A 21,275-nucleotide genomic window follows, 5' to 3' on the forward strand; every position below is an offset into this window, starting at 1 on the left:
GCCGGGCATCATTCCCGGCCCGCCGGGGTTGGTCCCGGTGGTGTCGCCACCGTGTGAATGCAACAACACGCGAATGATCACGTATTCAGCGTGAGCGGCCGCTTGCACCGCCAAGGCGGCAACCACGGCCCAAAGCCATCGTTTCATGAAACACCTTTTCTGTTCGCGCCGAAACCGGCCCGGTTCAAGACTTGTGTGTGATTATCATACACGGATTCTCCCAAGGATCGACGTCCCGCACAAGGGAGAAGTTTGTAACCTGAACAAACAAGGGCGGAATTCTTCCCGACTTGGAAACCGGAACCATTGAACAACGAAAACCGGCAAGGTTCGTTTGTTCGTGTTTTTCGTTCCAAGTGACGAATTCCAAGTCCGGGGTTGGAACGCGATGCTGAAACTCGTGATTTCCGGTGGACAGACGGGGGCGGACCGGGGCGGGCTGATCGCCGCCAAAGCCTGCGGATTGCCGACCGGCGGGTGGATGCCCAAGGGATTTCTCGCCCACGACGGTCGCCGCCCGGACTTGGCCGCCGAGTTTGGATTGCAAGAACACACGAGCGTGAAATACCCGCCCCGGACGCGGATGAATGTCCAACATGCGGACGCGACCATCCGGATTGCCCGGAATTGGGCCAGTTGGGGCGAACTACTGACAATGCGGTTCATCCAACAATATGCGAAACCTTGGTGTGATGTGGACGCGGCCAAACCCGTCACGACGCCCGAAGACATCGCTGAATTTCTCGTCCGGCATCGCGTGGCGGTGTTGAACATCGCCGGCAACTCGGAATCGGCCGCGCCGGGCATCGAACAGTTCGCCGTGGAGTTTCTCGTTCGGGTGTTTCAATTATCGCGGGGCTGAACCCCGGGTGCGGGCCGCGTGTCCCACCCGACCGCTCTTCCTCCAAACTCGGAGTCGTCATGATTTGGGAAATCGGGGACCGTCGCTTTGAATCCTGCAACGTGATTTACAAGGTGGACGGGGAGTACGGCGACCTCTCCAACATGTCCAACGCCCACCCGCTGACGGTCAACGGCGTCATCGTGAAATCCAGCGAGGCGCTTTATCAAGTTTGCAAATATCCATCCCATCCCGACTGGCAGCAGGACATTCTGGACGCCCCGCACGCCATGCAATGCAAGATGAAGGCAGGCAAAGCCGGCCGGCCCAAGGAGATTCGGACGGACTGGCTTCAAGTGAACGTGAGCATCATGCGTTGGGTGTTGCGGGTAAAATTGGCCTGCCACCCGCAGCGGATGGCCGCCCTCTTGCGCTGGTCCGGCCAGGCTCCGTTTGTGGAGCTATCCCGCAAGGATGCCTTCTGGGGGGCCGTCGAAGAAAAAGAAGGAGTGTTGAAGGGGGAAAATCACCTCGGCCGATTGCTGACCGAACTCCGCGAAAACGTCCGAACGAAGTTTGCCGAGGGCAAGGAGGCCGAACTGCTGAAAGTGGAACCCCTCGCCATCCCCGACTTTAATTTGCTCGGCCACCCCATCACCGAACTGGCCGGCACTGGCAGTTTTGGAAGCCCTAAACCCCACCGCGAACCGAAACCAGCCCCGGCCGCCGATTCTCAATCCGGGAAATGATCCCCGCCAGACTGGTTCTTCGGCCCGAAAATCCGAAGAACTAATCCGGACGATGCCTTTCCCCGCCAGCATCAAATCACAGTCTTCATTTCCCACTGCTGAAGCCCCGCCCCCTTTCCGGCGTCTACCATCGGCCCAATCTCTCCTCGACTCGGAAAACAGTCATGCCCTCACGACTCCTGACGGCACTGCTCTTCCTCGGATGCTCCTTCCCCGCTCTCGCCGAGGACTGGCCGCAGTTTGGCCGGGACAAGACGCGAAACGCCGTCAGCCCGGAGAAAAACCCGCCCACTTGGTGGCAGTATCCGGAGAAAGAAGACGGCAAGATCATACCGGGCAAGAACATCCGCTGGGTGTCCGATCTGGACAACCCGTACCAGATCTGCGGCGACCCGATCATCGTGGACGGCTTGGTCTGGGTGGGGGTGCAACACACAGACTGGCGAACAGAAGAAACCCCGAATCGAAAAGAAGACGAACACTTTTCAGCCTTGTATTGTTTGGACGAGAAAACTGGCAAGACGCTTTATCGCCGTCTTTGTCCCACCCAAAGGGGTTACTGGGAGAACGGGGCATGGTGGCATAGCCACACCTCGGTGCCGCTGATCGAAGGAGACACGCTCTGGGTCGTGATGAATAACAGCGAAGTCGTCTGCATGGACATCGGGCCGCTGAAGAAGCGAACAGGGTTGCCCAAGGATAAATGGGTGCTGGACATGCGAAAGGAACTCGGCATCGTCCCTCGCTATTGCCTGCACTTCGGCCGCCGATGTTCCATCGCCGGACACAAGGATTGGATCTATGTCATCACCGGCACCGGTCACACATTTGACAAAGATCGAGAGACTGCCGCAGCCAGGGCGCCGAGCCTTGTCTGTCTTGAAAAAGCGAGCGGCAAAGTCGTCTGGCGGGACGACACCCCCGGCAAAGACATCCGAATGGGCCAGTTCGCCAGTCCGACCGTGATCGAAGTCAAAGGTCAAACCCAGGTCATCGCCCCGCAGGGAGACGGATGGGTGCGCTCTTTCGACGCAGCCACCGGAAAGTTGCTTTGGAAGTTTGACACGAATCCTCACGATGTGCCCGACGAACCCGGTGGTCTTGCCCGGAATCGTGAGCGTCACGAATTGCCTTCGACGGCCGTGTTCCATGACGGACGTCTTTATATCGGCAACGGGAGCGTGTATGACAGCCCCGACCCCACGTCGGCTTGGCTGTATTGCATCGACCCGTCGAAGACGGGCGACATCAGCCCGGAATTCACCAGCGGACCTGACAAGGGCAAGCCGAACCCCAACTCCGGCATGGTCTGGCGGTACGGCGGGTTGGACAACTCAGTAAAGCCGGACAACAAAGAGAAATGGCGGCCGGAGATTTTTCACGGCACCGTGTCCAATGTCGCCATTGACAAGGGATTTCTCTTGGCAACGGACGTCGCAGGCGACGTGCATTGCCTTGATGCGAAAACCGGCCGACGCCATTGGAAGCATGAGACAACAAGCGAAATTAACGGATCGCCGTTGATTGTTGACGACAAAGTTTACGTCGGTTCTTTTGAGGAAGTTTGGGTATTCGACCTCGCCAAGGAAAAGAGGGCAACCACCCAAATCAAGGGCGAGCCTGTCGTGTGTTCCCCTGTCTTCGCCAACGGTGTCTTGTATGTGGCAGCAGGTCATCACCTGTATGCCATTTCGGGCAATGAGAAACAACCGAAGAAGGAGTTACAGCCATGACAGTAGCCCCTGTTCGGCCATTACTTCCCGGTCTAATGTTACTCGCTTTCGTTGCCTCGGCCCCCGCTGAAGACTGGCCGCAATTCGGCCGGGACAAGTCCCGGAACGCCGTCAGTCCAGAGAAGAACCCGCCCACTTGGTGGCAGTATGAGGAGAAGGAAAACGGCAAGGTTGTAAAGACCCAAAAAAACATCCGATGGGCCGCCGAACTGAATCAGATGGGCGGCATGGGGCAAATTTACGGTGATCCCGTCATCGTCGATGGGTTGATTTGGGTGGGCACGAATGAAACCATCTCGCTTGGCGAGGAAAAATACGAGTTTGCCGCCTCATTGGTCTGTCTGGATGAGAAATCCGGCAAGGAACAATACCGCCGTCGTGCCAAGCCGCTTTATGACGACACCGAAGGATTGCGTTGGCTCGGTCACTCCAGTTCGCCGCACATCGAAGGCGACACGCTTTGGGTGGTCAACAACCGGGCCGAAGTTATCTGCATGGACATCGGACCGCTCAAGAAACGGACGGGAAAGCCAAGGGATTTATGGACGCTGGACATGCGGAAAGAACTTGGTGTTCTGCCGCGAGCCGCCCGGCATGGCAATCGCCGATGTTCAATCGCCGCCCACAAAGACTGGATCTATGTCATCACCGGCAACGGAGTCGTTTGGGGCAGGGAAGGCGATATCATTGCGGACAAAGCCCCAAGCCTGCTCTGTCTGGAAAAGACCACCGGCAAAATCGTCTGGCAGGACAACTCTCCCGGCAAGAACATCATTTTTGGCCAGTTCGCCAGTCCGACCGTCATTGAGGTCGGGGGCCAAACGCAGGTGGTGGCTCCCCAAGGAGACGGGTGGGTCCGGTCCTTCAACGCGGCCACCGGAAAGCTCTTGTGGAAGTTTAACACCAACCCGCATGACGCCATTCTTCCACAAGGGACTGGTGATGGAACTGCGAATTTTCTTCCCGCCACCGCCGTCTTCCACAACGGATTGCTTTACATCGGCAACGGTCGTGATGCGGGTCAGGTATCCGGGGATGCATTTCTCTACTGCATCAACCCGGACAAGACCGGGGACATCAGCCCGGAATTCTCGGACGGACCGGAGAAGGGAAAACCAAACCCGAACTCCGGCATGGTCTGGCGGTATGGCGAACGGCGGGCCAGAGACCAATGGAATCGGGACTCGTTCAACCGAACCCTGTCCAATGTGGTCATTGACAAGGGACTGTTGATTGCGGCCGACGCGAGCGGGCATGTGTATTGCCTCGACGCTCGAACCGGCCGGGTTTATTGGAAGCACGACACCAAAAGCCAGATCGAAAACTCCCCGTTGATTGTGGACGGCAAAGTGTTCGTCGGCGCCGTTGGTGACGACATGTGGGTGTTCGAGCTTGCCAGGGAAAAGAAACTGGTGAGTCAAATCATCGGGATGGGAACACAGTGTTCCCCTGTCTTCGCCAACGGCGTGCTGTATGCCTCGGACAGCCAGCGGCTATATGCGATCGCGGGAAACGAGAAGCCACCGAAGCAGGAGTCAAAGCCATGACGCAATCCGCTGTTCGCCCTCTGATTCTCGCCTTGGTGTTGTTCGCCCTGCCCGCTTCGGTCCCAGCCGAAGACTGGCCGCAGTTCGGCCGGGACAAGTCGAGGAACGCCGTCAGCCCCGAGAAGAACCCGCCCACTTGGTGGGAGTATCCGAAGAAAGACGAAGACGGCAAACTGATCTCGCCGGGCAAGAACATCCGTTGGATGTCCAATTTGGACAACCCATACCAGATTGGCGGCGCTCCGATCGTCGTGGATGGCTTGGTCTGGGTGGGAGCGCAGTGTGATCAGGCAAAAGATGGCAGCTTCTCTGTCTTGCACTGTTTGGACGAGAAAACAGGCAAGACACTTTATCGCCGCCTCAGTCCCAACGGAAATTCGTGGGAAATCGGCATGCACTGGCACAGCCACACCTCGGCTCCGCTGATCGAAGGAAACACGCTCTGGGTCGTGATGAACAACAGCGAAGTTGTCTGCATGGACATCGGCCCGCTGAAGAAAGGGACCGGCCCGCCCAAGGACAAATGGGTGTTGGACATGCGCAAGGAACTCGGCATCGTTCCCCGCGTTTGTCTGCATTTCTCGCGGCGTTGCTCCATCGCCGGACACAAGGATCGGATCTACGTCATCACCGGCACCGGCATCACGTTGGAGAAAGACAGGCGGGCCGCTGCCGACAAGGCGCCGAGTCTCGTTTGCCTGGAGAAGGCGACCGGCAAACTTGTCTGGCGGGACGACACCCCCGGCAAAGACATCCGCGAGAGCCAGTTCGCCAGCCCGACGGTGATCGAGGTCAAAGGGCAGACGCAAGTGATCGCGCCGCAAGGAGACGGATGGGTCCGGTCATTCGACGCGGACACCGGAAAGCTGATTTGGAAGTTCGACACCAATCCCCATGACGCCCCCGCCGATCCCGGCTACGGCATGCGGAATCGGGAGCGCAACGAGCTTCCGGCGACGGCCGTGTTCCATGACGGACTTCTCTACATCGGCAACGGGAGCGTGTTCGACAGTCCCCTCAATCATCCGGCCTGGCTGCACTGCATCGACCCCGGCAAGAAGGGTGACATCAGCCCGGAATTCACGACCGGGCCCGACAAGGGCAAGCCGAACCCGAACTCTGGAATGGTCTGGAGGTACGGCGGGCCGGACACGTCTGTCAAACCAAGCAAGAACGGATATTACCCGGATAACTTTCATTCCACCGTGTCCAATGTCGCCATCGACAAGGGATTGCTCATTGCGGCGGACGGTAATGGCGAAGTCCATTGCCTCGACGCGAAAACCGGCAAGCGATATTGGAAGCACGCCACAAGGAATTATGAAATTTGCGGATCGCCATTGATCGTGGACGGAAAGGTTTACGTCGGCACATTTGAAAACATGTGGGTGTTTGACTTGGCCAAGGAAAAGAGGGTGATCAGCCAAATGGAGGGCGACACCATGAGGTGTTCCCCCGTCTTCGCCAACGGCGTCTTGTATTTGGCAGCCGGTCATTACCTGTATGCCATCGCGGGAAATGAGAAACCGTCGAAGAAAGAGTGACCGCCGGTTTCACACAACCTTAACAGATTACGCCAGCGCTTCCTTCACGACCTCCCCGGCCACGTCGGTCAACCGGAAGTCGCGGCCGCCGAAGCGGAAGGTTAGTTTTTTGTGATCCACGCCCATCAGTTGCAGAATGGTGGCGTGCAGGTCGTTCACATGGACCGGGCGTTCGGCGACATTGTAGCCGAAGTCGTCGGTCTTGCCGATCACGGTTCCCTTTTTCACGCCGCCGCCGGCGAGCCACATGCTGAAGCAGCGCGGGTGGTGGTCCCGGCCGAATCCTCCTGACAAATTGCCCTGGCCGTAGGCGGTGCGGCCGAACTCGCCGCCCCAGATCACGAGGGTTTCATCCAAGAGGCCGTTGTTCTTCAGGTCTTGCAGCAGGGCGGCCGCCGGTTGGTCGGTGGCGCCGGCCTGACGTTTGACGCCGCCGGTCACGTCGCCGTGCTGGTCCCAACCACGATGGAAGAGTTGCACGAAGCGGGTGCCGCGTTGCACCAATCGCCGGGCCAGGAGGCAATGCCGGGCGAACGAGCCGGGGGTCTTCACCTCGGGGCCGTAGAGTTCGAGTGTCTTGGCGCTTTCCTTGGTGATGTCCATCAGTTCCGGCACGGAGGATTGCATCTTGAACGCGAGTTCAAAGCTCTTGATGCGGGCCTCGATCTCCGGGTCTTTCACCTCGCCGTGCCGAAGTCGGTTCAGTTCGTTGATGCCACCGACGAGTTCACCCCGCGTTTCGGGGCTGACCCCTTGCGGGTTGGACAGATACAGCACCGGATCATTTCCGGCGAGGAATTGCACCCCTTGATGCTGGCTCGGCAGAAAACCGCTATGGAAATACCGCGACGGAATCGGCTGGTCCATCGGCCCGGAGATCATCACAGTGAACGCGGGCAAATCCTTGTTGACGGAGCCGAGGCCGTAGCTCATCCACGACCCCATGCACGGCAGGCCCGGTTGCGGCCGGCCCGTTTGCATGAAGGTGACGGCCGGGTCGTGGTTGATCGGCTCTGAGTGAATGGAGCGGATCAGGCACAGGTCGTCGGCCATCTTGCCAAGGTGCGGCAACGCTTCCGACACTTCCAAGCCAGACTGGCCGTGCTTGGTCCACTTATAGCCGGTGCTGGCGGTCTTGAAGTGCCCTTGATTGCGGGTCATTAGCGTCACCCGCTGATCGCCGAGGATGCTCTTGGGCATGTCCTGCCCGTGCATCTCCTTCAGCCTCGGCTTGTGGTCCCAGAGATCGACATGGGACGGCCCCCCCGCCATGAACAGGTAAATGACGTTCTTGACCTTTGGCGGGAAGTGCGTTTTCCCCAACGATCCGGGCACCGCCACCGGCTCGGTCGACGGGGCCGCATGACCTTGCTCCGTCAACAAGGAAGCCAAGGCAGCATAACCGATACCCGAAGAAACTTGGGTGAGAAACCGGCGGCGATTTGATTCGGGGGAGAACAACATAAGACACTCGGCTTCCGAAGAAAAAGCATTAACCACAAAGGCACGAAGATCACACAAAACTTCACGAAGAAAACCAAAAACGATCGAGAAGCAAAGGAAGACAAGAAAAGACATCGACCGCAAAGAAAGATTTTTTCAACAAGACTTCAGCCGGGCGTTGGCCCTTTGTGAAACTTTGTGTGATCTTTGTGCCTTTGTGGTTAGTGCCTTTCCTTCTCACTCTCTCGTCAGCGTTTCGTCCAGATTCAGCAACACATTACACACGCCGGTCCAGGCGGCTTGCTCGCTCATATCCAAGTTTTCCGGGCGGGGGGATTGGCCCACGCGGACGACGGCCTCGGCGGATTTCTTGTCCTTCTTGTAGCGGTCGAGCAATGTGGAAAGTTGCTTCTTCAACGCCGCCCGTTCGGCCGGGCTGGGTTCGCGGGTCACGGCCGTGCGGAAAGCCCATGTCAGCCGGGCATCCGTGTCGGCCGGGGCCTTGGTCAAAATCTGTTGGGCGAACACGCGGGCCGATTCCACGAAGGTCGGATCGTTCAGGGTAACCAGCGCTTGAAGCGGCGTGTTGGTCCGGGGACGTTGGGCGGCGCATTCCTCGCGGCTGGGGGCATCGAACAGGGCGAACATCGGATGCAGCGACGTTCGGCGCCAGAAAGCGTAGAGACCTCGGCGATATTGCTCTTCGCCGGTGGCGTTCGACCAAGCCCAGTTTTCATTGCGGCCCTTATAGAAGTCGCCCGGTTGATAAGGCATCACACTCGGGCCGCCGACCTTGGGGCTGAGCAACCCGGAGATGGCCAAGGCGTTGTCCCGCACTTCCTCGGCGCTGATGCGGAATCGCGGCGCCCGGTAGAGCAATCGGTTGTTTGGGTCCACATCGGGGGTGGTCCCGGAGAATGCGGAGGATTGCCGATAGGTGTTTGAGAGGGCGATCTTCTTGAACATCTTCTTCACATCCCAACCAGTCTGGACAAAGTCGGCGGCCAGCCAGTCGAGCAATTCGGGATGAGAGGGGTATTCCCCTTGGGTGCCGAAGTCGCCGAGGGTTTTCACGATGCCTGTGCCGAACATCTGTGCCCACATCCGATTGACGAACACGCGGGCCGTCAGCGGGTGTTCCGGGGAAGCGACCCACTCGGCCAGATCAAGCCGGGAGGGCTGTTTCCAACTCATCAGCCAGTGCTTGGACTTCTTCAGCGGCGGGAACACCGCCGGCACGCCCCGGCCAACTTTTTCGCCTTTTTGGAGAAAGTCCCCGCGAATCAAGATGTAAGAGTCGCGGGCTTTCGGCATCTCCTCCGTCACCAGCGTGTACGGAATCGCTTTTTCGGTGTCGGTGATCGTTTTGTCGGCTTCGTCGAGTTGCTTTTGCAGCGGCTCGAATGTTGGCCGGGTGCCGGAATAAACGAATCGCAGATAGTGTTCGCGGATCGTTTTCAGATGAGCGGGGGTGCGTTTGGCTTTCTCGATTTTGATGGCCGCTTGCACGTCACCGGGGATTTTCGTGTCGACCTTGGCTTTCGTTTCCCACGTTTCCAGCGAGGTCAGGTACCGTTCATCGGCGGCGGTGGTGCGAATCCCGGCGGCATCGTAATTCACCGTGCCGTCGGCTTGGGTGAAGGCGAGGCCGTTGATCTTCGCCCCCGGTTTGAGGCCGACTTGTTCACACGTGACTTCCAACCGCACCCATTCGCCGGTCTTGGGCAACGGCCCGGCCTTGCGGTGGTTCACGCTATCGGGTGAGCCGACGAGGAAGGCTTTGTCCTCCCCCCAATAAGCCCGGTGTTCCCAAGTGCCGTCGTTCCATTGCAGCATGACGGTCTTGGGCGGGTCTTTCGGGTCGAGAAACACATGGCCGAAAAGAATGTCCTTCGCGTTGTTCACCGTCAGCGGTTCGGTCGCTCCGGTGAAGTAATCCTGATGCGTGCCCGGCCCGCTGCGGCGAACCGACATCTTCCCTTGTTTGGCGATGGCGGAAACAAACTGCCACTTCGCGGCCCCATCCCCCTGGGCGGCGGCCCCCTTGGGCAAGCCGTCATCCACCCAGACGATATCCTTCGGTTCCGGCGGCTTTGCCTCGGTCGCCTTCGGTTCCTCGTATTTGGCGCCCGCCAAGGCCGTGGCGATGTCCTTCAGCATCTTTTCCTTCTTCGCCTTGGCGTCCGCGATGTTTTTTTCCTGTTCGGGGGTTGGCAGTTTCAACAACGGGGGAAGCGAGGCCCCGTGGTTGCCGCTGGCCATCGGTTCTTGGATACCGGCGAAGAAGGCGAAGAGTTGGTAATACTCCTTGTGCGAAATCGGGTCGTACTTGTGCGTGTGACACTCGGCGCAGCCGAGCGTGAGGCCCAGCCAGGTCTGGCCGAGGGTGTTGGTGCGGTCCACGTTGTAGCGGATCACGAACTCTTCCGGGTCGGCGCCCCCTTCCTCGTTGAAGCGGGAATTGCGGTTGAACCCGGTGGCGATTTTCTGTTCCGTGGTCGGGTTTGGCAGCAGATCCCCGGCCAGTTGTTCGATGGTGAAACGGTCAAACGGCTTGTTCGTGTTGAACGAATTGATGACGTAATCCCGCCACATCCACATTTGCCGGGTGCTGTCGTAGTGGTAACCCGAGGTGTCCCCGAATCGGGCCAAATCGAGCCACAATTGGGCCATTTTTTCGCCATAACGGGGAGAGGCCAGCATCCGGTCGATCATCGCCTCGTAGGCGGCCGGGGATTTGTCCGCAAGGAATTGTTCCACTTCCTGCAATGTCGGCGGCAGGCCGCGAAGGTCGAGGGAGACGCGGCGGATCAACGTCTGCTTGTCGGCTTCCCCGGCGGGCTTGATGCCGGCCCGGTCCAGCCGGTTCAGGATGAACGCATCAATTTCGCCCTTGGCCCACGCCGGATTGCTCGTCGCCGGAAGCGGGCCCTTTACGGGTTTCACGAATGCCCAATGGCTTTGATATTCGGCCCCGGCGGCGATCCACGCTTGCAGCAGGTCTTTTTGCTCGGCCGACAGCGGTTTGCCATGCGACGGCGGGGGCATGATCTCCCCCTTGTCCGCTGTGCGGATGCGGGCGACCAGTTCGCTCTTCTCCGGCTTGCCGGGGACGACGGCGATTCCCTTGCTTGCCAACGCCTTCATGGCCGACTCGGGGAGGTCCAGCCGCAATCCCGCCTTCAGGGCCTTGGGGTCCGGCCCGTGGCACGCGAAGCAATGGTTGGACAGTATTGGCTTGATGTCCCGCGAATAGTCGATCTTGGGGCGGGAGGTCCCGGCCGAACCCGGTTCCGCGAACAGTGCGGAGCCACAAACGAGGGTGAGACACCCGGCAAGGAAGGATCGCATCATGGGGAGTCTGTCAGACAGTTTTTGGGGTGAGGCCGTGTCAAATCAGGCGATGGCGGGTAAGGGGAATCATAACCCATTGGCCTCCCCACTGTCAAATGAATGGTTGACCGGATCGCCGATATCAGTTCTCGCAAAAGGTTTCACGCCGCAGTGTCAGCCGCTAGGGGTTGGCGCCCGGCGAGTGGTGTGTTTTGACCGGCCGGTGGCCTATGGTTGAGGCGTCCCCCGAACTTTTTTACCTTGGCAGGCATGAGACCGACCCTCTTATCCACCGCTTCCGAACAGGCCCGCATTGCCCAACTGTTCATGCACGTTCGGGACGGGGTGGTGATGCTCGACCCCATCGGCGTGGTCGGGTTCTGGAGCGACGGTGCCGCCGAATTGCACAACCGGCCGGCCCCCGATGCGCTTGGCCGGTGTTACCTCGAACTCATCCCGGCGAGAACAATTGCCATTCAATTGCCGTTGATCCAACGCGCCATCGACGGAGAGGAAGCCTCCGGCGAATGGCAGATGACCCGAAGCGATGGTGTCACCCTGTGGGTCGAGGCGGACTTCCGGCCATTATGTGACGACTATGGCCGGCGAATCGGCTGTGTCATCCTGCTGCACGACGTGACCAAATGGCGGGCTGCCGAGCAGGCGAAAAAGGCCAGCGAAGAACAACTTCGCACCATCAGCGACAACATTCCGGGGGCCGTCTTCCAGTTCCGGCTGGGAAAGGATGGCCGCAAATCGTTCCCGTTCATCAGCCGGGGAGTCGAGGAACTGCTTGAACTCACGCCCGAGGAAACCAACCAGCGGGCCATGCTGGGCGAGTTTCAAGTGATCCCGGAAGACCTGCCCGTCTATTGGGACACGCTGGATGAATCTTTCCGGACAATGATGCCTTGGGATTTGGAGTTCCGTTGCCAGACCGTCAAAACCGGGCAATTAAAGTGGATACGCCTGCGGGCCATTCCCGCGAAACAGGCCGACGGGGGCACGCTTTGGAACGGCGTGATGATGGATGTCAGTGATCGTGTGTTTGTCAACGACGCCCTGCGGGAGAGCGAGGCCCGTTATCGCCTCCTCACCGAGAACGCCACCGACCTCATCAGCCGGATCAATCTGGACGGCGAATATCTGTATGTCTCGCCCGCCAGCCACACGTTGTTCGGAATCGATCCGGAGGAAATGACTGGCCGGCATATCCGGGATTTTGTGTGGGAATCGGATTTGCCGCGAATGGTCGAGATTCTGGAGAGGGTGATCTCGGCCCCGGCGATCCAGACATACGCCCACCGCTCCCTCCGCCAGGATGGTTCTTATGTGTGGTGCGAGACGACCGCCCGAGGCGTGCATGACGAGATGGGGAACGTGATGGAGGTCATCACCGTCACCCGGAGCATTGAGGAGCGGAAACGGCTTGAGGGTCGCATGCAAAACTCCATGAAGATGGAGGCCGTCGGCCGGCTGGCCGGGGGCATTGCCCACGACTTCAACAATTTGCTGACCGTCATCAACGGTTTCAGCGAGATGATCCTCCGCAATTTGAACACCCAAGACCCGAACCGCACGGCCGGACAAGTCCGCGAAATTCGCAAGGCGGGCGAACGGGCCTCGGCCCTCACCCGGCAACTGCTCGCGTTCGGGCGGCAACAAATTCAGGCCCGCGTCCGTCTCAATCTCAATTCGGTGGTGACGGACACCGAAAAGATGCTCACCCGGCTCATCGGCGAAGACATCGAGATCGAACTGGAACTGAACCCTGATCTCGGTTTCGTGAACGCCGACATGTCGCAAATCGAGCAGGTGTTGATGAACCTCGTCGTGAACGCCCGTGACGCGATGGAGGACGGCGGGGATATTTTCATCCGCACCGGCAATGTGACTTTCGACCGGCCGCCTGAAGAAGACGCCAAGGCCGGCGAGTATGTGATGATCGAGGTGGCGGACACCGGTTGCGGCATGGACGAGCAAACGCGGTCCCGCATCTTCGAGCCGTTCTTCACCACCAAGGAAATGGGCAAGGGAACCGGCCTCGGCCTGGCGATGGTGTACGGGATTGTCAAACAGAGCGAGGGAATCATCACCTGCGACAGCGAAGTGGATCGCGGGACGACCTTCCGCGTCTACTTCCCGCGATGCACAGCCCCGACCGCGGAACCGGAGGGCCGAAGTCGCTTTGGCTCCTCGATCATGCTCGGGAAGGAAACCGTGCTGCTGGCCGAGGATGATGTCGGTGTGCGAAACGTGACGGCGGGGATGCTGCGAACGCTTGGCTATCAAGTGATCGAAGCCGCCGGCGGTTTGGAAGCCTTGCGATTATGCCGCGAACACCACGGACCAATTCATCTTTTGTTGACGGATGTGGTGATGCCCCTGATGAACGGCCGCGAACTTGCCGACCGGGTCCGGGCCATCCTTCCGGGCATCCGGGTGTTGTTCGTCTCCGGCTACACGGACGACTCCATCCTGCGGCACGGCGTGCTGGACGAAAATGTGGCTTTCCTGAACAAACCCCTCTCGCACGAATCCCTGAGTCGCAAGGTCCGCGAAGTGTTGGAGCCCGTCAGCCTGCACACGATGAAACCAGCCGGTGTGGCGGGTTGAAGCGAAGAAAAGACTTCATGCAAAGCTCGCAAAGGGGACGCAAAGTTCGCCAAGAGTCAACGAAAAATGATTCTCGAATCATCCGGCCCCGGAGTCATCATTTATTTCGTCGACTCTTGGCGAACTTTGCGTCCCCTTTGCGAGCTTTGCGTGAAGTCTTTTCTTTCTCTTCGCTTCTCTTTTACTGGATAATCGCGTCGGCTTCGATCTCGACGAGGATTTCCGGGGAGATGAGTTTCCGCACTTCGACCATTGCGGTGGCCGGACGAATCTCGCCGAAGAATTCGCCGTGTGCCTTGCCCACCAGTTCCCACTCGGCGATGTTCACCAGAAAAATCCGCGTGCGGACGACATCGGACATCTTCGCCCCGGCCTTGCCCAGCGCGGTCTCGATGTTCTTGAGGATCTGCACCGTCTGGGCGTAGACATCCCCCTCGCCGACAAACTTCCCGTCCGGGCCGCTGGCCGTCGTTCCGGAGACGGCCACAAACTGCCCCACGCGAACCGCCCGCGAATAGCCAATGATCGGTTCCCACTTGCTGCCGGTCGAGATATTCTGTCGTTCCATGTTGGCCCTGATGGTGTTGGAAAGAAGAACATTTTCAAAGATGCGCGGCTGATGTCAACCTCATAGCCTCCCGTTCCAGAAGTCCAAACAAATACAAGAGATAACTGTTACCCCTCACACCGGAGTCGCCCGTTTGCGGATGGCCGTCATCAGGTTGGTGACAATTGTGTCCGTCGAATCGCGGATTTGTTTGGGGTCGGTGGCCGGGTCGGCTTCCAGTTTTTGCAATTGTTCATCCAGTTTCGCGGCCCAGAGGGCGCAGCGTTCCTTCAGCCAGGCTTGGTCGGCGGGGGGGAGGGGTTCGTGGGAGGCCGTCAGCAGGGCGGTGCAGCCCTGGCGGAATTCGCCGATGCGTTTGGCGAGGGCGGCCTTGTCCTCCGGGCGTTTCTTGAACCATTCGTTTGCGGAGTCGGCCAGCCGGTTCAGATATTCCTCGCGGGTGGGAGCCGGGGCGAAGGCGTCCGGCTTTTGCCAGCCCCATGCCGCAGCCACTTCCGGGCCGGTTTGCGATTTGTCCCCGAAGGGTTTCAGCACAAACACGGCAATTAATATGGCGGCGGCCGTCGCGAACACGGAACCGGCCATCACCCACTTCCCGAACCCGGATTTTCCGGCCGGTTTGACGCTTTCCACCGGCGGCAAGGCTTGCTTAAGGCGCTCCCAACCGGCTGCGACATCGTCCGTCATGTCCGGCACGGCATTGAGTTTGGCATCCCAATACGCCCCGCCGTTCATCAATAGATACTTGGCCAGTTCCAACAAATCACCGGGCCGGATCAGCAACCGACGCAGCAGATGGGCCGGGAGTGTTTTCAACCCGGATTGCTCCGCTTGAGGCAAATGGATTTCGTAGGCTTCCAGCGACGAAGACTCCGATACATCGCCGTGAATCACCCGGAGTTCCGAGGCTAGGCGGGCGACGTCCCCGGACACGATGGCGTCTTCAAGCCACCGGGCCAGTTCGACGGGATCGTCCGGGATGGTCATGGCGAACACGATTGGTCCTTTGTCGCTCCGAGACAGGTTTGAAGTTTGGTTTTGGCCCGGTTAAAGGTGGCATACACCTGTTCGGGCGTGATTTGCAACGTGTTGGCGACATCCTGGCTGGACTGCCCCTCCAGCCGCCACCGGACCACTTCTCGTTCACGGTCGGAGAGATCGCCGAAGCAATGTTGCAGTTGCGCGGTGTCCTCGGCGTCCGGCCGCCATTTTTGATCCCGCTCGGCCGGGTCGGCATCGTCGGCCAGCGGCAGGGCCTTGCGTTTCCGCAGCATGTCCTTGCCCGTGTTCTCGCCGATGCGAAACAGCCAGCCTCGAAAGTTCCCCTCGAAGGGATTGCCCTTGCCAAGATGGGTGTACACCTTGAGCCAGGTTTCCTGACTCAGATCCGGGATTGCGGACGGGGAATGATTGAGCGTTTTGAGGAATCCACGCAACCGGGCGTCATACCGGCGATGCAATTCTTCAAAGGCAGACTGGTCCCGGCACACACGGGAAACCAGTTCCTCATCCGTGGGAGGAGTGGCGTTCATCCTGATGAGGATGAACGCCGCAGGGGACATTGTCAAGCTTTGAATTTCACACATGGCGGTTGCTCATTCATACGACCGGCCATGCGAATAAACCGGAACTTGTTTTTGGACCGGAACTTGGATGATCTTGTGCTTCGTCACCGTCACCGTGTACGGGTGGCCGTAGGAGTCGTATTTCACCACGTTGACCGTGTATGGAACCTGCTTTTCCACATAAACGGTGACCGTCTTGTAGGTCACCGCCTTCTTGTACTCGTGCCCGTATTCGGTGGCCGAGGCCGAACCGGTGAAGAGGGCCAAAACCGCCGCCAGAATGATGAACTTTTTCATGATCGTGTCTCCCGTTTCCCGCATTTGGGGAAGTGTGTTGTTGGTTACGGAAGGCACAACGGCGACCGCCGGGAAATCTTCTTTGGTATTTGTGAAAAAATCAGTTCCGGCGAATCGAAATAGCAATTTGCCATCGACACCTTGCCCTCACGGGGCTTTTTCGCCATGATGGGGGCTGACGGTCGTTCTCGGACACAAACTCTTCACCCGTATGGGTTCCCGACGATCCAACCACTCGCTCCCCCGGCTCGCTTTGGAGATCGGAATGGCGTTTTGCCGTTTGTTACCGCTTCTGGGTTTGTTGATCGGCGGCCTCGCTTGGGGCCAAGACCCCGATCCCGCGCGTCTCACACTGGATCGCATCTTCTCCTCGGAGGACTTTCGCCCGGAACCGGGACGGCCGTTTCGGTGGATCGATGCGAAGAGTTATGCCGAACTGGAGCCGTCGACCAAGTTCAAAGGAGCCGGCGAACTGTTTCAAGTGGAGGCGGCGACCGGAAAAAAGACCCTTCTCATCCCCGTGGACAAACTGATTCTGCCGGGGGCGAAAGAGCCTCTGAAAGTGCAAGATTTTGCGTTTTCCAAAGACCTTGATCTGGCGCTGATCTTCACCAACTCGGCCCGTGTCTGGCGCCGAAACACGCGGGGCGATTACTGGACGTTCCGGCGTTCGACCGGGAAACTCGTCAAGCTCGGCGGCGACGCCAAACCCTCCAGCCTGATGTTCGCCAAACTCTCCCCCGATGGGCAAGCCGTGGGCTATGTCCGGGAGAATAATCTGTTTGTCGAACCGGCCGATGGCGGGGCCGCCGTCAAGCTCACGGCTGATGGTTCGGAGGAGATCATCAACGGAACCTTCGATTGGGTTTACGAGGAGGAATTCGACTGCCGCGATGGCTGGCGCTGGAGTCCCGATGGCAAGCAGATCGCCTATTGGCAGCTTGACACTCGCGGCGTTCCCCGCTTCACGATGATCGACCACACCGGCGGGAACTATCCGAAATTGACGACCTTCGCTTACCCCAAAACCGGCGAACGAAATTCGGCCTGCCGAACGGGCGTTGTCTCCGCAACAGGCGGGCCGACCCGCTGGCTCGACGTGCCGGGGGACACCAAAACGGATTACTACATTCCGCGCATGGAGTGGGCGGAGAACCCAACGGAGATTGTCCTGCAACGGGTTAATCGGTTGCAAAACTCCAACGATGTGATGCTGGCCAACCCGGACACCGGGCGGGTGCGGACGGTCTTCACCGAACGCGACGGGGCCTGGCTGGACATGAACGACGACGCTTTGCATTGGATTGATGGCGGCAAGGCGTTCACCTGGATCAGCGAACGCGACGGCTGGCGGCATCTCTATGTCGTTTCCCGCGATGGCAACACCATTCGCCGGGTCACCGCCGGGGCGTTCGATGTGATTCGCGTGCTGAAAATTGATGAAAAGGCTGACTGTGTTTACTTCCTCGCTTCCCCCGATCAGGCGACGAGGCAATACCTCTACCGGACATCCCTGAAAGAAACCGGGGAACCGGAACGGCTGACCCCGGCCGACCAAACCGGCTGGAATGACTACCAAGTCCGGCCGGACAATGACTTCGCCATCTGGACACACTCCAAGTTCGGCGTTCCCCCGCAGACCCGGTTGATCGAACTGGCCAAACACACGCCGGTTCGCCCGCTGCAGACCAACGACAAACTGGCGGCCGCCGTGGGTAAATTAGCCCGAACGCCGGTTGAGTTCTTCAAAGTCGATATCGGCGGCGGTATCCAACTGGACGGCTGGCTGATGAAGCCACCAGGATTTGACGAAACGAAGAAGTATCCGATTCTATTCCACGTCTACGGCGAACCGGCCGGGCAAACGGTGGTTGATCGCTGGGGCGGCAACAACTACCTCTGGCATTTGATGCTCGCCCAGCAGGGTTATTTGGTGGCCAGCGTGGATAACCGGGGAACTCATGCTCCGCGAGGCCGGGATTGGCGCAAGAGCGTCTATCGCAAGATCGGCACACTGGCTTCGCAAGACCAATCAGCGGCGGCCCGCGAACTGCTCAAGCGACCCTACATCGACCCGGCCCGGCTGGGCGTGTGGGGTTGGAGCGGCGGCGGGTCGATGAGCCTGAATCTACTGTTCCGCCACCCGGATTTGTACCACACGGGGATGGCTGTCGCCGCCGTGCCGGACATGCGGTTGTACGACACCATCTATCAGGAACGATACATGGGGCTGCCGCAGGCCAACGCCGAGGATTACAAGGAGGGATCGCCACTGACCCACGCGGCGAAGTTGAAGGGAAACCTGCTGATTGTCCACGGCACCGGGGACGACAACGTCCATTATCAGGGGGCCGAGAAACTGGTCGATCTGCTGATTGCGGAGAACAAGACGTTCACCGTGATGCCTTACCCCAACCGTTCGCATTCGATCAACGAAGGCAAAAACACCTCGCGGCATCTGTACGGCTTGCTGACCCGATACCTGACGGAGCATCTGCCGGCCGGGCCGAAGTCGTGACCGGCACGAATGTCGGTTCAACGGGGCAGGACAAAACACGACAGATGGCCCTCGCGATCACGGCAGAACAGTCGGCCATCCGAGAGGGCGACATGGGGCCAGGCGGCCGAGCGGAACAAACCGTCCACGGCCGTCAACTCCTCATATTTCGCGGGCGACCGCACGGCCGTTTCAACGACCGACAGTTTGCCATTTTTGCCGAAAACAATCAGCCGGTCGTCGGCGGTCACAATGCAAGAGCCGGGATCGCCGATGGTTCCCCCCTCCCATTTCAATTCGCCGGTTTCCCAACTGAGGCAGCGCACTTTTTGCCAGGCAACATACACATGGTCCTTGTGAATGACCGGCGTGCAAACCTTGGAGGGGAACTTTTGCCGCCATAATTCGCGGGCTTCTTTCAGGGTGAACTTCACCTTGCAAATCGAGTTTTGGTTGTAGGCGGCCGTGACCAGCACGCAGTCATCGCGCACGGCCGGGCTGGCGATGTTGTTGGCGAAATCGGTGACCCAAGGAAAGACGGCCACCGTCTTCCCCGCCTTGTCCCCGTCAAGCCTGATGACGGCCAGATTCCGCTGGGTGACGACGGCCACGCACGGCACGCCCTCCACCCGCATGGGGGCCATCCCGCCGGTGTGACCGGCCTCGTCCCGCAATTCCGAGGCCCAGACTTGTTTGCCGGTCATCTTGTCGAACGCAATGACCGTCCCGCTCTTCGTGGAACCGACTTCCGCCAGCAACCAGTCGCCATGCACAAGGGGACTGCTCGTGTACCCATAATCCCGAAGAGGCGCCCGCGTGAGTTTCGGGCGGCGACCAACTTGGTAATCGTCGTACAAGTTTCGCTTCCAAATATTCTTCCCGTTCTGGCGGGTGTCCCAACAGTTGAGATGACCGTCGGCGCTGAGGGTGTGCAGATATTTGGTGGCCGGGTCGTACTCGGGCGTGGAGGATGGCCCGGAATAAATCCCCTCGTCCCCTTCGTGAAACCGGCCGTACAATCTGCAGGCGTAATTGACCGACCAAACCTCCTTGCCATCGGCGGCCGAGAGACAGCGAAGAACATCCCGTCCATCGGCATTTCCGAGCAAAAAGACCTGCCCGCCGACGACAACCGGACTGCTGGCCCCGACACCCAAAGTCGCCCGCCAGGCGGGTTCGGCCGGAAGCCAGGCTTCCTTCGACCAGCGGGAAGACTCCTCTGTGTGGCCGTCGCGGGCGGGACCTCGCCAGAACGGCCAATCGGCCGCGTGCGATTGACAGTGGCAGGCCGTCGCCGCCAGCAACAAGCAAAGCACGCGAATCAAAAAAGGGTTATCGGAAGACACTCGGGAACCTGTCGTCGGTGGTTTTGTCGCGGCCTATTTCCACATGGACATTTCACGTTGGCCGCTTTTCCCGGCTCTCACGAACCGGGCGGGCGGGCCGTCAGATCAGAAATTCTGGGCATTGAGCGGCACAGAGGGGTCGTCGGCTACGTTGATCCAGATGTGAACGTGCGGGTGTCCCCGGAAATACCAGACGAACGACGGCCCTTCCAGACGCCAGTTGTCCCATTCGCCGTCGTTGCCGATGTCGCCGTCCTTGTAGAACGTCAGCCGGCACTTGTCGAGGCCCCCCTGCTTCTTGAGGCACTCCATCACCTTGTCCCGATCCTCGGTGCGGTAAGGTTCCAGCAGGCTCGCCAGCGTCTTCTTCACCGCGTCTTTCTGATCACCTGACATTTCCGAACAAGGCAGCCCGTCGAGCTTCGCGTCGGCTCCCCGGAAGGGGACGGTGAACTCGTCCTTCGGCCGGTGTTCCACGAGGGCCAATTTTTGCTGTTTGCCGTCGAGAATCGCGTAGACCTTGTTGGCCTGCTCCCCCTGATTCCAAAAGATGTTGCCCGGATGATGGACTTTCTCGGTGTAGCCGGAGGCCGCGTGACCGTGGAATATCGGGCCGCCGAGCGCGACGTGGGATGCGCTGTTGCCATCCGCGCGGATCGTCATGTGCCGGCCGGTCATCGCAAACTGAAACTGGTCCGTTCCCGGCTGGCCGAAGATCGCGCAAGTCAGACCGGCCCCCCACGGCTTGCCGTCGTGGTCGTCCTTGAGTTGTTTGATCATCTTCTCATGCCAGTCGGGGTTGAACACGCCCTTGAAGATGTCGAACAGGATCGTTTGCTGGTCCTTCGTGTAGAAGTTGCTTGTCAACTTCGGTTCCGTGATGTGCCAGAAATTCGAGATGTGCGTGCGAAGGAGGCCCCGTTCGGGATGCTTGTGGTCCCAGGCGAAACAGATGGTTTTCTTCTGGGCGTCGGTGAGGGTGTCGTGGAAAACCTTGACGGCGGTTTCCGCCGCGCTCTTCGCGCTCGGCGCGGCCAATGCCGATGTTGGTTTCAGTAGCGTCGGCCCGCCGACGGCCACCGCCGTCGCAGTCGTCGCCAGGGATGACAAAAATCCCCGGCGATCAAGAGCACCTTGATGATCGGGACCATTCCGGTTCGAGTCGTGCCGCATGACGTCCCCTGGAGAGAGAGCGG

At 59.4% G+C, this 21,275-nt stretch carries 15 protein-coding genes; 7 read left to right on the forward strand and 8 right to left on the reverse strand.

The window, feature by feature from the left end; translation table 11 throughout:
- Nucleotides 1-388: 388 nt before the first annotated feature.
- The 5 genes from BGIM_RS0144160 to BGIM_RS0144180 all read left to right on the forward strand — a co-directional run bounded on the left by BGIM_RS0144160 (nt 389) and on the right by BGIM_RS0144180 (nt 6,414).
- The gene (locus tag BGIM_RS0144160) at nt 389-862 is read left to right on the forward strand and encodes a YpsA SLOG family protein (protein WP_063607971.1); all 474 of its coding nucleotides are present in this window, start codon (nt 389-391) and stop codon (nt 860-862) included.
- A 59-nt stretch (nt 863-921) separates the two neighbouring features.
- Nucleotides 922-1,590 carry an NADAR family protein gene (locus tag BGIM_RS55810; RefSeq protein ID WP_020475989.1) on the forward strand — a complete coding sequence of 223 codons (669 nt, stop codon included), beginning with the start codon at nt 922-924 and terminating at the stop codon, nt 1,588-1,590.
- A 164-nt stretch (nt 1,591-1,754) separates the two neighbouring features.
- A complete protein-coding gene (locus BGIM_RS0144170) occupies nt 1,755-3,323 on the forward strand; it encodes an outer membrane protein assembly factor BamB family protein (protein WP_020475990.1) in 1,569 nt (522 codons plus the stop codon).
- Complete coding sequence (locus BGIM_RS0144175) at nt 3,320-4,870, forward strand: outer membrane protein assembly factor BamB family protein (RefSeq protein ID WP_157369903.1); 1,551 nt, start codon at nt 3,320-3,322, stop codon at nt 4,868-4,870. Before BGIM_RS0144170 ends, BGIM_RS0144175 begins: the two co-directional genes overlap by 4 nt.
- On the forward strand, nt 4,867-6,414 hold the full coding sequence (locus BGIM_RS0144180) for an outer membrane protein assembly factor BamB family protein (protein ID WP_020475992.1): 1,548 nt from the start codon (nt 4,867-4,869) through the stop codon (nt 6,412-6,414). The genes BGIM_RS0144175 and BGIM_RS0144180 overlap by 4 nt, the downstream gene beginning before the upstream one ends.
- A 27-nt stretch (nt 6,415-6,441) precedes the next feature.
- Here the strand turns inward: BGIM_RS0144180 and BGIM_RS0144185 are convergent, their stop codons facing one another.
- Nucleotides 6,442-7,878 carry a DUF1501 domain-containing protein gene (locus BGIM_RS0144185; protein ID WP_020475993.1) on the reverse strand — a complete coding sequence of 479 codons (1,437 nt, stop codon included), beginning with the start codon at nt 7,876-7,878 and terminating at the stop codon, nt 6,442-6,444.
- 216 nt (nt 7,879-8,094) lie between these two features.
- Complete coding sequence (locus BGIM_RS0144195) at nt 8,095-11,211, reverse strand: PSD1 and planctomycete cytochrome C domain-containing protein (RefSeq protein ID WP_020475994.1); 3,117 nt, start codon at nt 11,209-11,211, stop codon at nt 8,095-8,097.
- A 249-nt stretch (nt 11,212-11,460) separates the two neighbouring features.
- Between BGIM_RS0144195 and BGIM_RS59410 the strand changes: the two genes are divergently transcribed.
- Nucleotides 11,461-13,806 (forward strand): PAS domain S-box protein, encoded by a 2,346-nt coding sequence (locus tag BGIM_RS59410; RefSeq protein ID WP_020475995.1) that lies wholly within the window; start codon nt 11,461-11,463, stop codon nt 13,804-13,806.
- 181 nt (nt 13,807-13,987) lie between these two features.
- Here the strand turns inward: BGIM_RS59410 and BGIM_RS0144205 are convergent, their stop codons facing one another.
- The 4 genes from BGIM_RS0144205 to BGIM_RS0144220 form a co-directional block, all read right to left on the reverse strand.
- Nucleotides 13,988-14,374: a RidA family protein gene (locus tag BGIM_RS0144205; protein ID WP_020475996.1), complete on the reverse strand. Its 387-nt coding sequence runs from the start codon at nt 14,372-14,374 to the stop codon at nt 13,988-13,990.
- Between the two features lie 114 nt (nt 14,375-14,488).
- A complete protein-coding gene (locus tag BGIM_RS0144210) occupies nt 14,489-15,370 on the reverse strand; it encodes a hypothetical protein (protein ID WP_020475997.1) in 882 nt (293 codons plus the stop codon).
- The gene (locus BGIM_RS0144215; RefSeq protein ID WP_020475998.1) at nt 15,358-15,936 is read right to left on the reverse strand and encodes an RNA polymerase sigma factor; all 579 of its coding nucleotides are present in this window, start codon (nt 15,934-15,936) and stop codon (nt 15,358-15,360) included. The genes BGIM_RS0144210 and BGIM_RS0144215 overlap by 13 nt, the downstream gene beginning before the upstream one ends.
- 33 nt (nt 15,937-15,969) lie before the next feature.
- A complete protein-coding gene (locus BGIM_RS0144220) occupies nt 15,970-16,236 on the reverse strand; it encodes a hypothetical protein (RefSeq protein ID WP_157369905.1) in 267 nt (88 codons plus the stop codon).
- A 265-nt stretch (nt 16,237-16,501) separates the two neighbouring features.
- Between BGIM_RS0144220 and BGIM_RS0144225 the strand changes: the two genes are divergently transcribed.
- A complete protein-coding gene (locus BGIM_RS0144225) occupies nt 16,502-18,754 on the forward strand; it encodes a S9 family peptidase (RefSeq protein ID WP_020476000.1) in 2,253 nt (750 codons plus the stop codon).
- A gap of 17 nt (nt 18,755-18,771) precedes the next feature.
- On the opposite strand, the gene BGIM_RS0144230 is transcribed toward BGIM_RS0144225, so the two are convergent.
- Both BGIM_RS0144230 and BGIM_RS0144235 read right to left on the reverse strand, forming a co-directional pair.
- Nucleotides 18,772-20,049 carry an outer membrane protein assembly factor BamB family protein gene (locus BGIM_RS0144230; protein WP_029631952.1) on the reverse strand — a complete coding sequence of 426 codons (1,278 nt, stop codon included), beginning with the start codon at nt 20,047-20,049 and terminating at the stop codon, nt 18,772-18,774.
- 135 nt (nt 20,050-20,184) lie between these two features.
- Nucleotides 20,185-21,252: a DUF3500 domain-containing protein gene (locus BGIM_RS0144235; protein ID WP_020476002.1), complete on the reverse strand. Its 1,068-nt coding sequence runs from the start codon at nt 21,250-21,252 to the stop codon at nt 20,185-20,187.
- Nucleotides 21,253-21,275 lie beyond the last annotated feature (23 nt).

The sequence above is a fragment of the Zavarzinella formosa DSM 19928 genome (assembly GCF_000255705.1).
GTDB classification, from domain to species: domain Bacteria; phylum Planctomycetota; class Planctomycetia; order Gemmatales; family Gemmataceae; genus Zavarzinella; species Zavarzinella formosa.

Bases quoted from the DNA above. Each gene is read 5' to 3' on its own strand.
- BGIM_RS0144205 (WP_020475996.1), bottom strand. From the start codon at position 14,374: ATGGAACGACAGAATATCTCGACCGGCAGCAAGTGGGAACCGATCATT.
- BGIM_RS0144170 (WP_020475990.1), top strand. From the start codon at position 1,755: ATGCCCTCACGACTCCTGACGGCACTGCTCTTCCTCGGATGCTCCTTC.
- BGIM_RS0144220 (WP_157369905.1), bottom strand. From the start codon at position 16,236: ATGAAAAAGTTCATCATTCTGGCGGCGGTTTTGGCCCTCTTCACCGGT.
- BGIM_RS0144175 (WP_157369903.1), top strand. From the start codon at position 3,320: ATGACAGTAGCCCCTGTTCGGCCATTACTTCCCGGTCTAATGTTACTC.
- BGIM_RS55810 (WP_020475989.1), top strand. From the start codon at position 922: ATGATTTGGGAAATCGGGGACCGTCGCTTTGAATCCTGCAACGTGATT.
- BGIM_RS0144195 (WP_020475994.1), bottom strand. From the start codon at position 11,211: ATGATGCGATCCTTCCTTGCCGGGTGTCTCACCCTCGTTTGTGGCTCC.
- BGIM_RS0144215 (WP_020475998.1), bottom strand. From the start codon at position 15,936: ATGTCCCCTGCGGCGTTCATCCTCATCAGGATGAACGCCACTCCTCCC.
- BGIM_RS0144180 (WP_020475992.1), top strand. From the start codon at position 4,867: ATGACGCAATCCGCTGTTCGCCCTCTGATTCTCGCCTTGGTGTTGTTC.
- BGIM_RS0144235 (WP_020476002.1), bottom strand. From the start codon at position 21,252: ATGCGGCACGACTCGAACCGGAATGGTCCCGATCATCAAGGTGCTCTT.
- BGIM_RS59410 (WP_020475995.1), top strand. From the start codon at position 11,461: ATGAGACCGACCCTCTTATCCACCGCTTCCGAACAGGCCCGCATTGCC.
- BGIM_RS0144160 (WP_063607971.1), top strand. From the start codon at position 389: ATGCTGAAACTCGTGATTTCCGGTGGACAGACGGGGGCGGACCGGGGC.
- BGIM_RS0144185 (WP_020475993.1), bottom strand. From the start codon at position 7,878: ATGTTGTTCTCCCCCGAATCAAATCGCCGCCGGTTTCTCACCCAAGTT.
- BGIM_RS0144225 (WP_020476000.1), top strand. From the start codon at position 16,502: ATGGCGTTTTGCCGTTTGTTACCGCTTCTGGGTTTGTTGATCGGCGGC.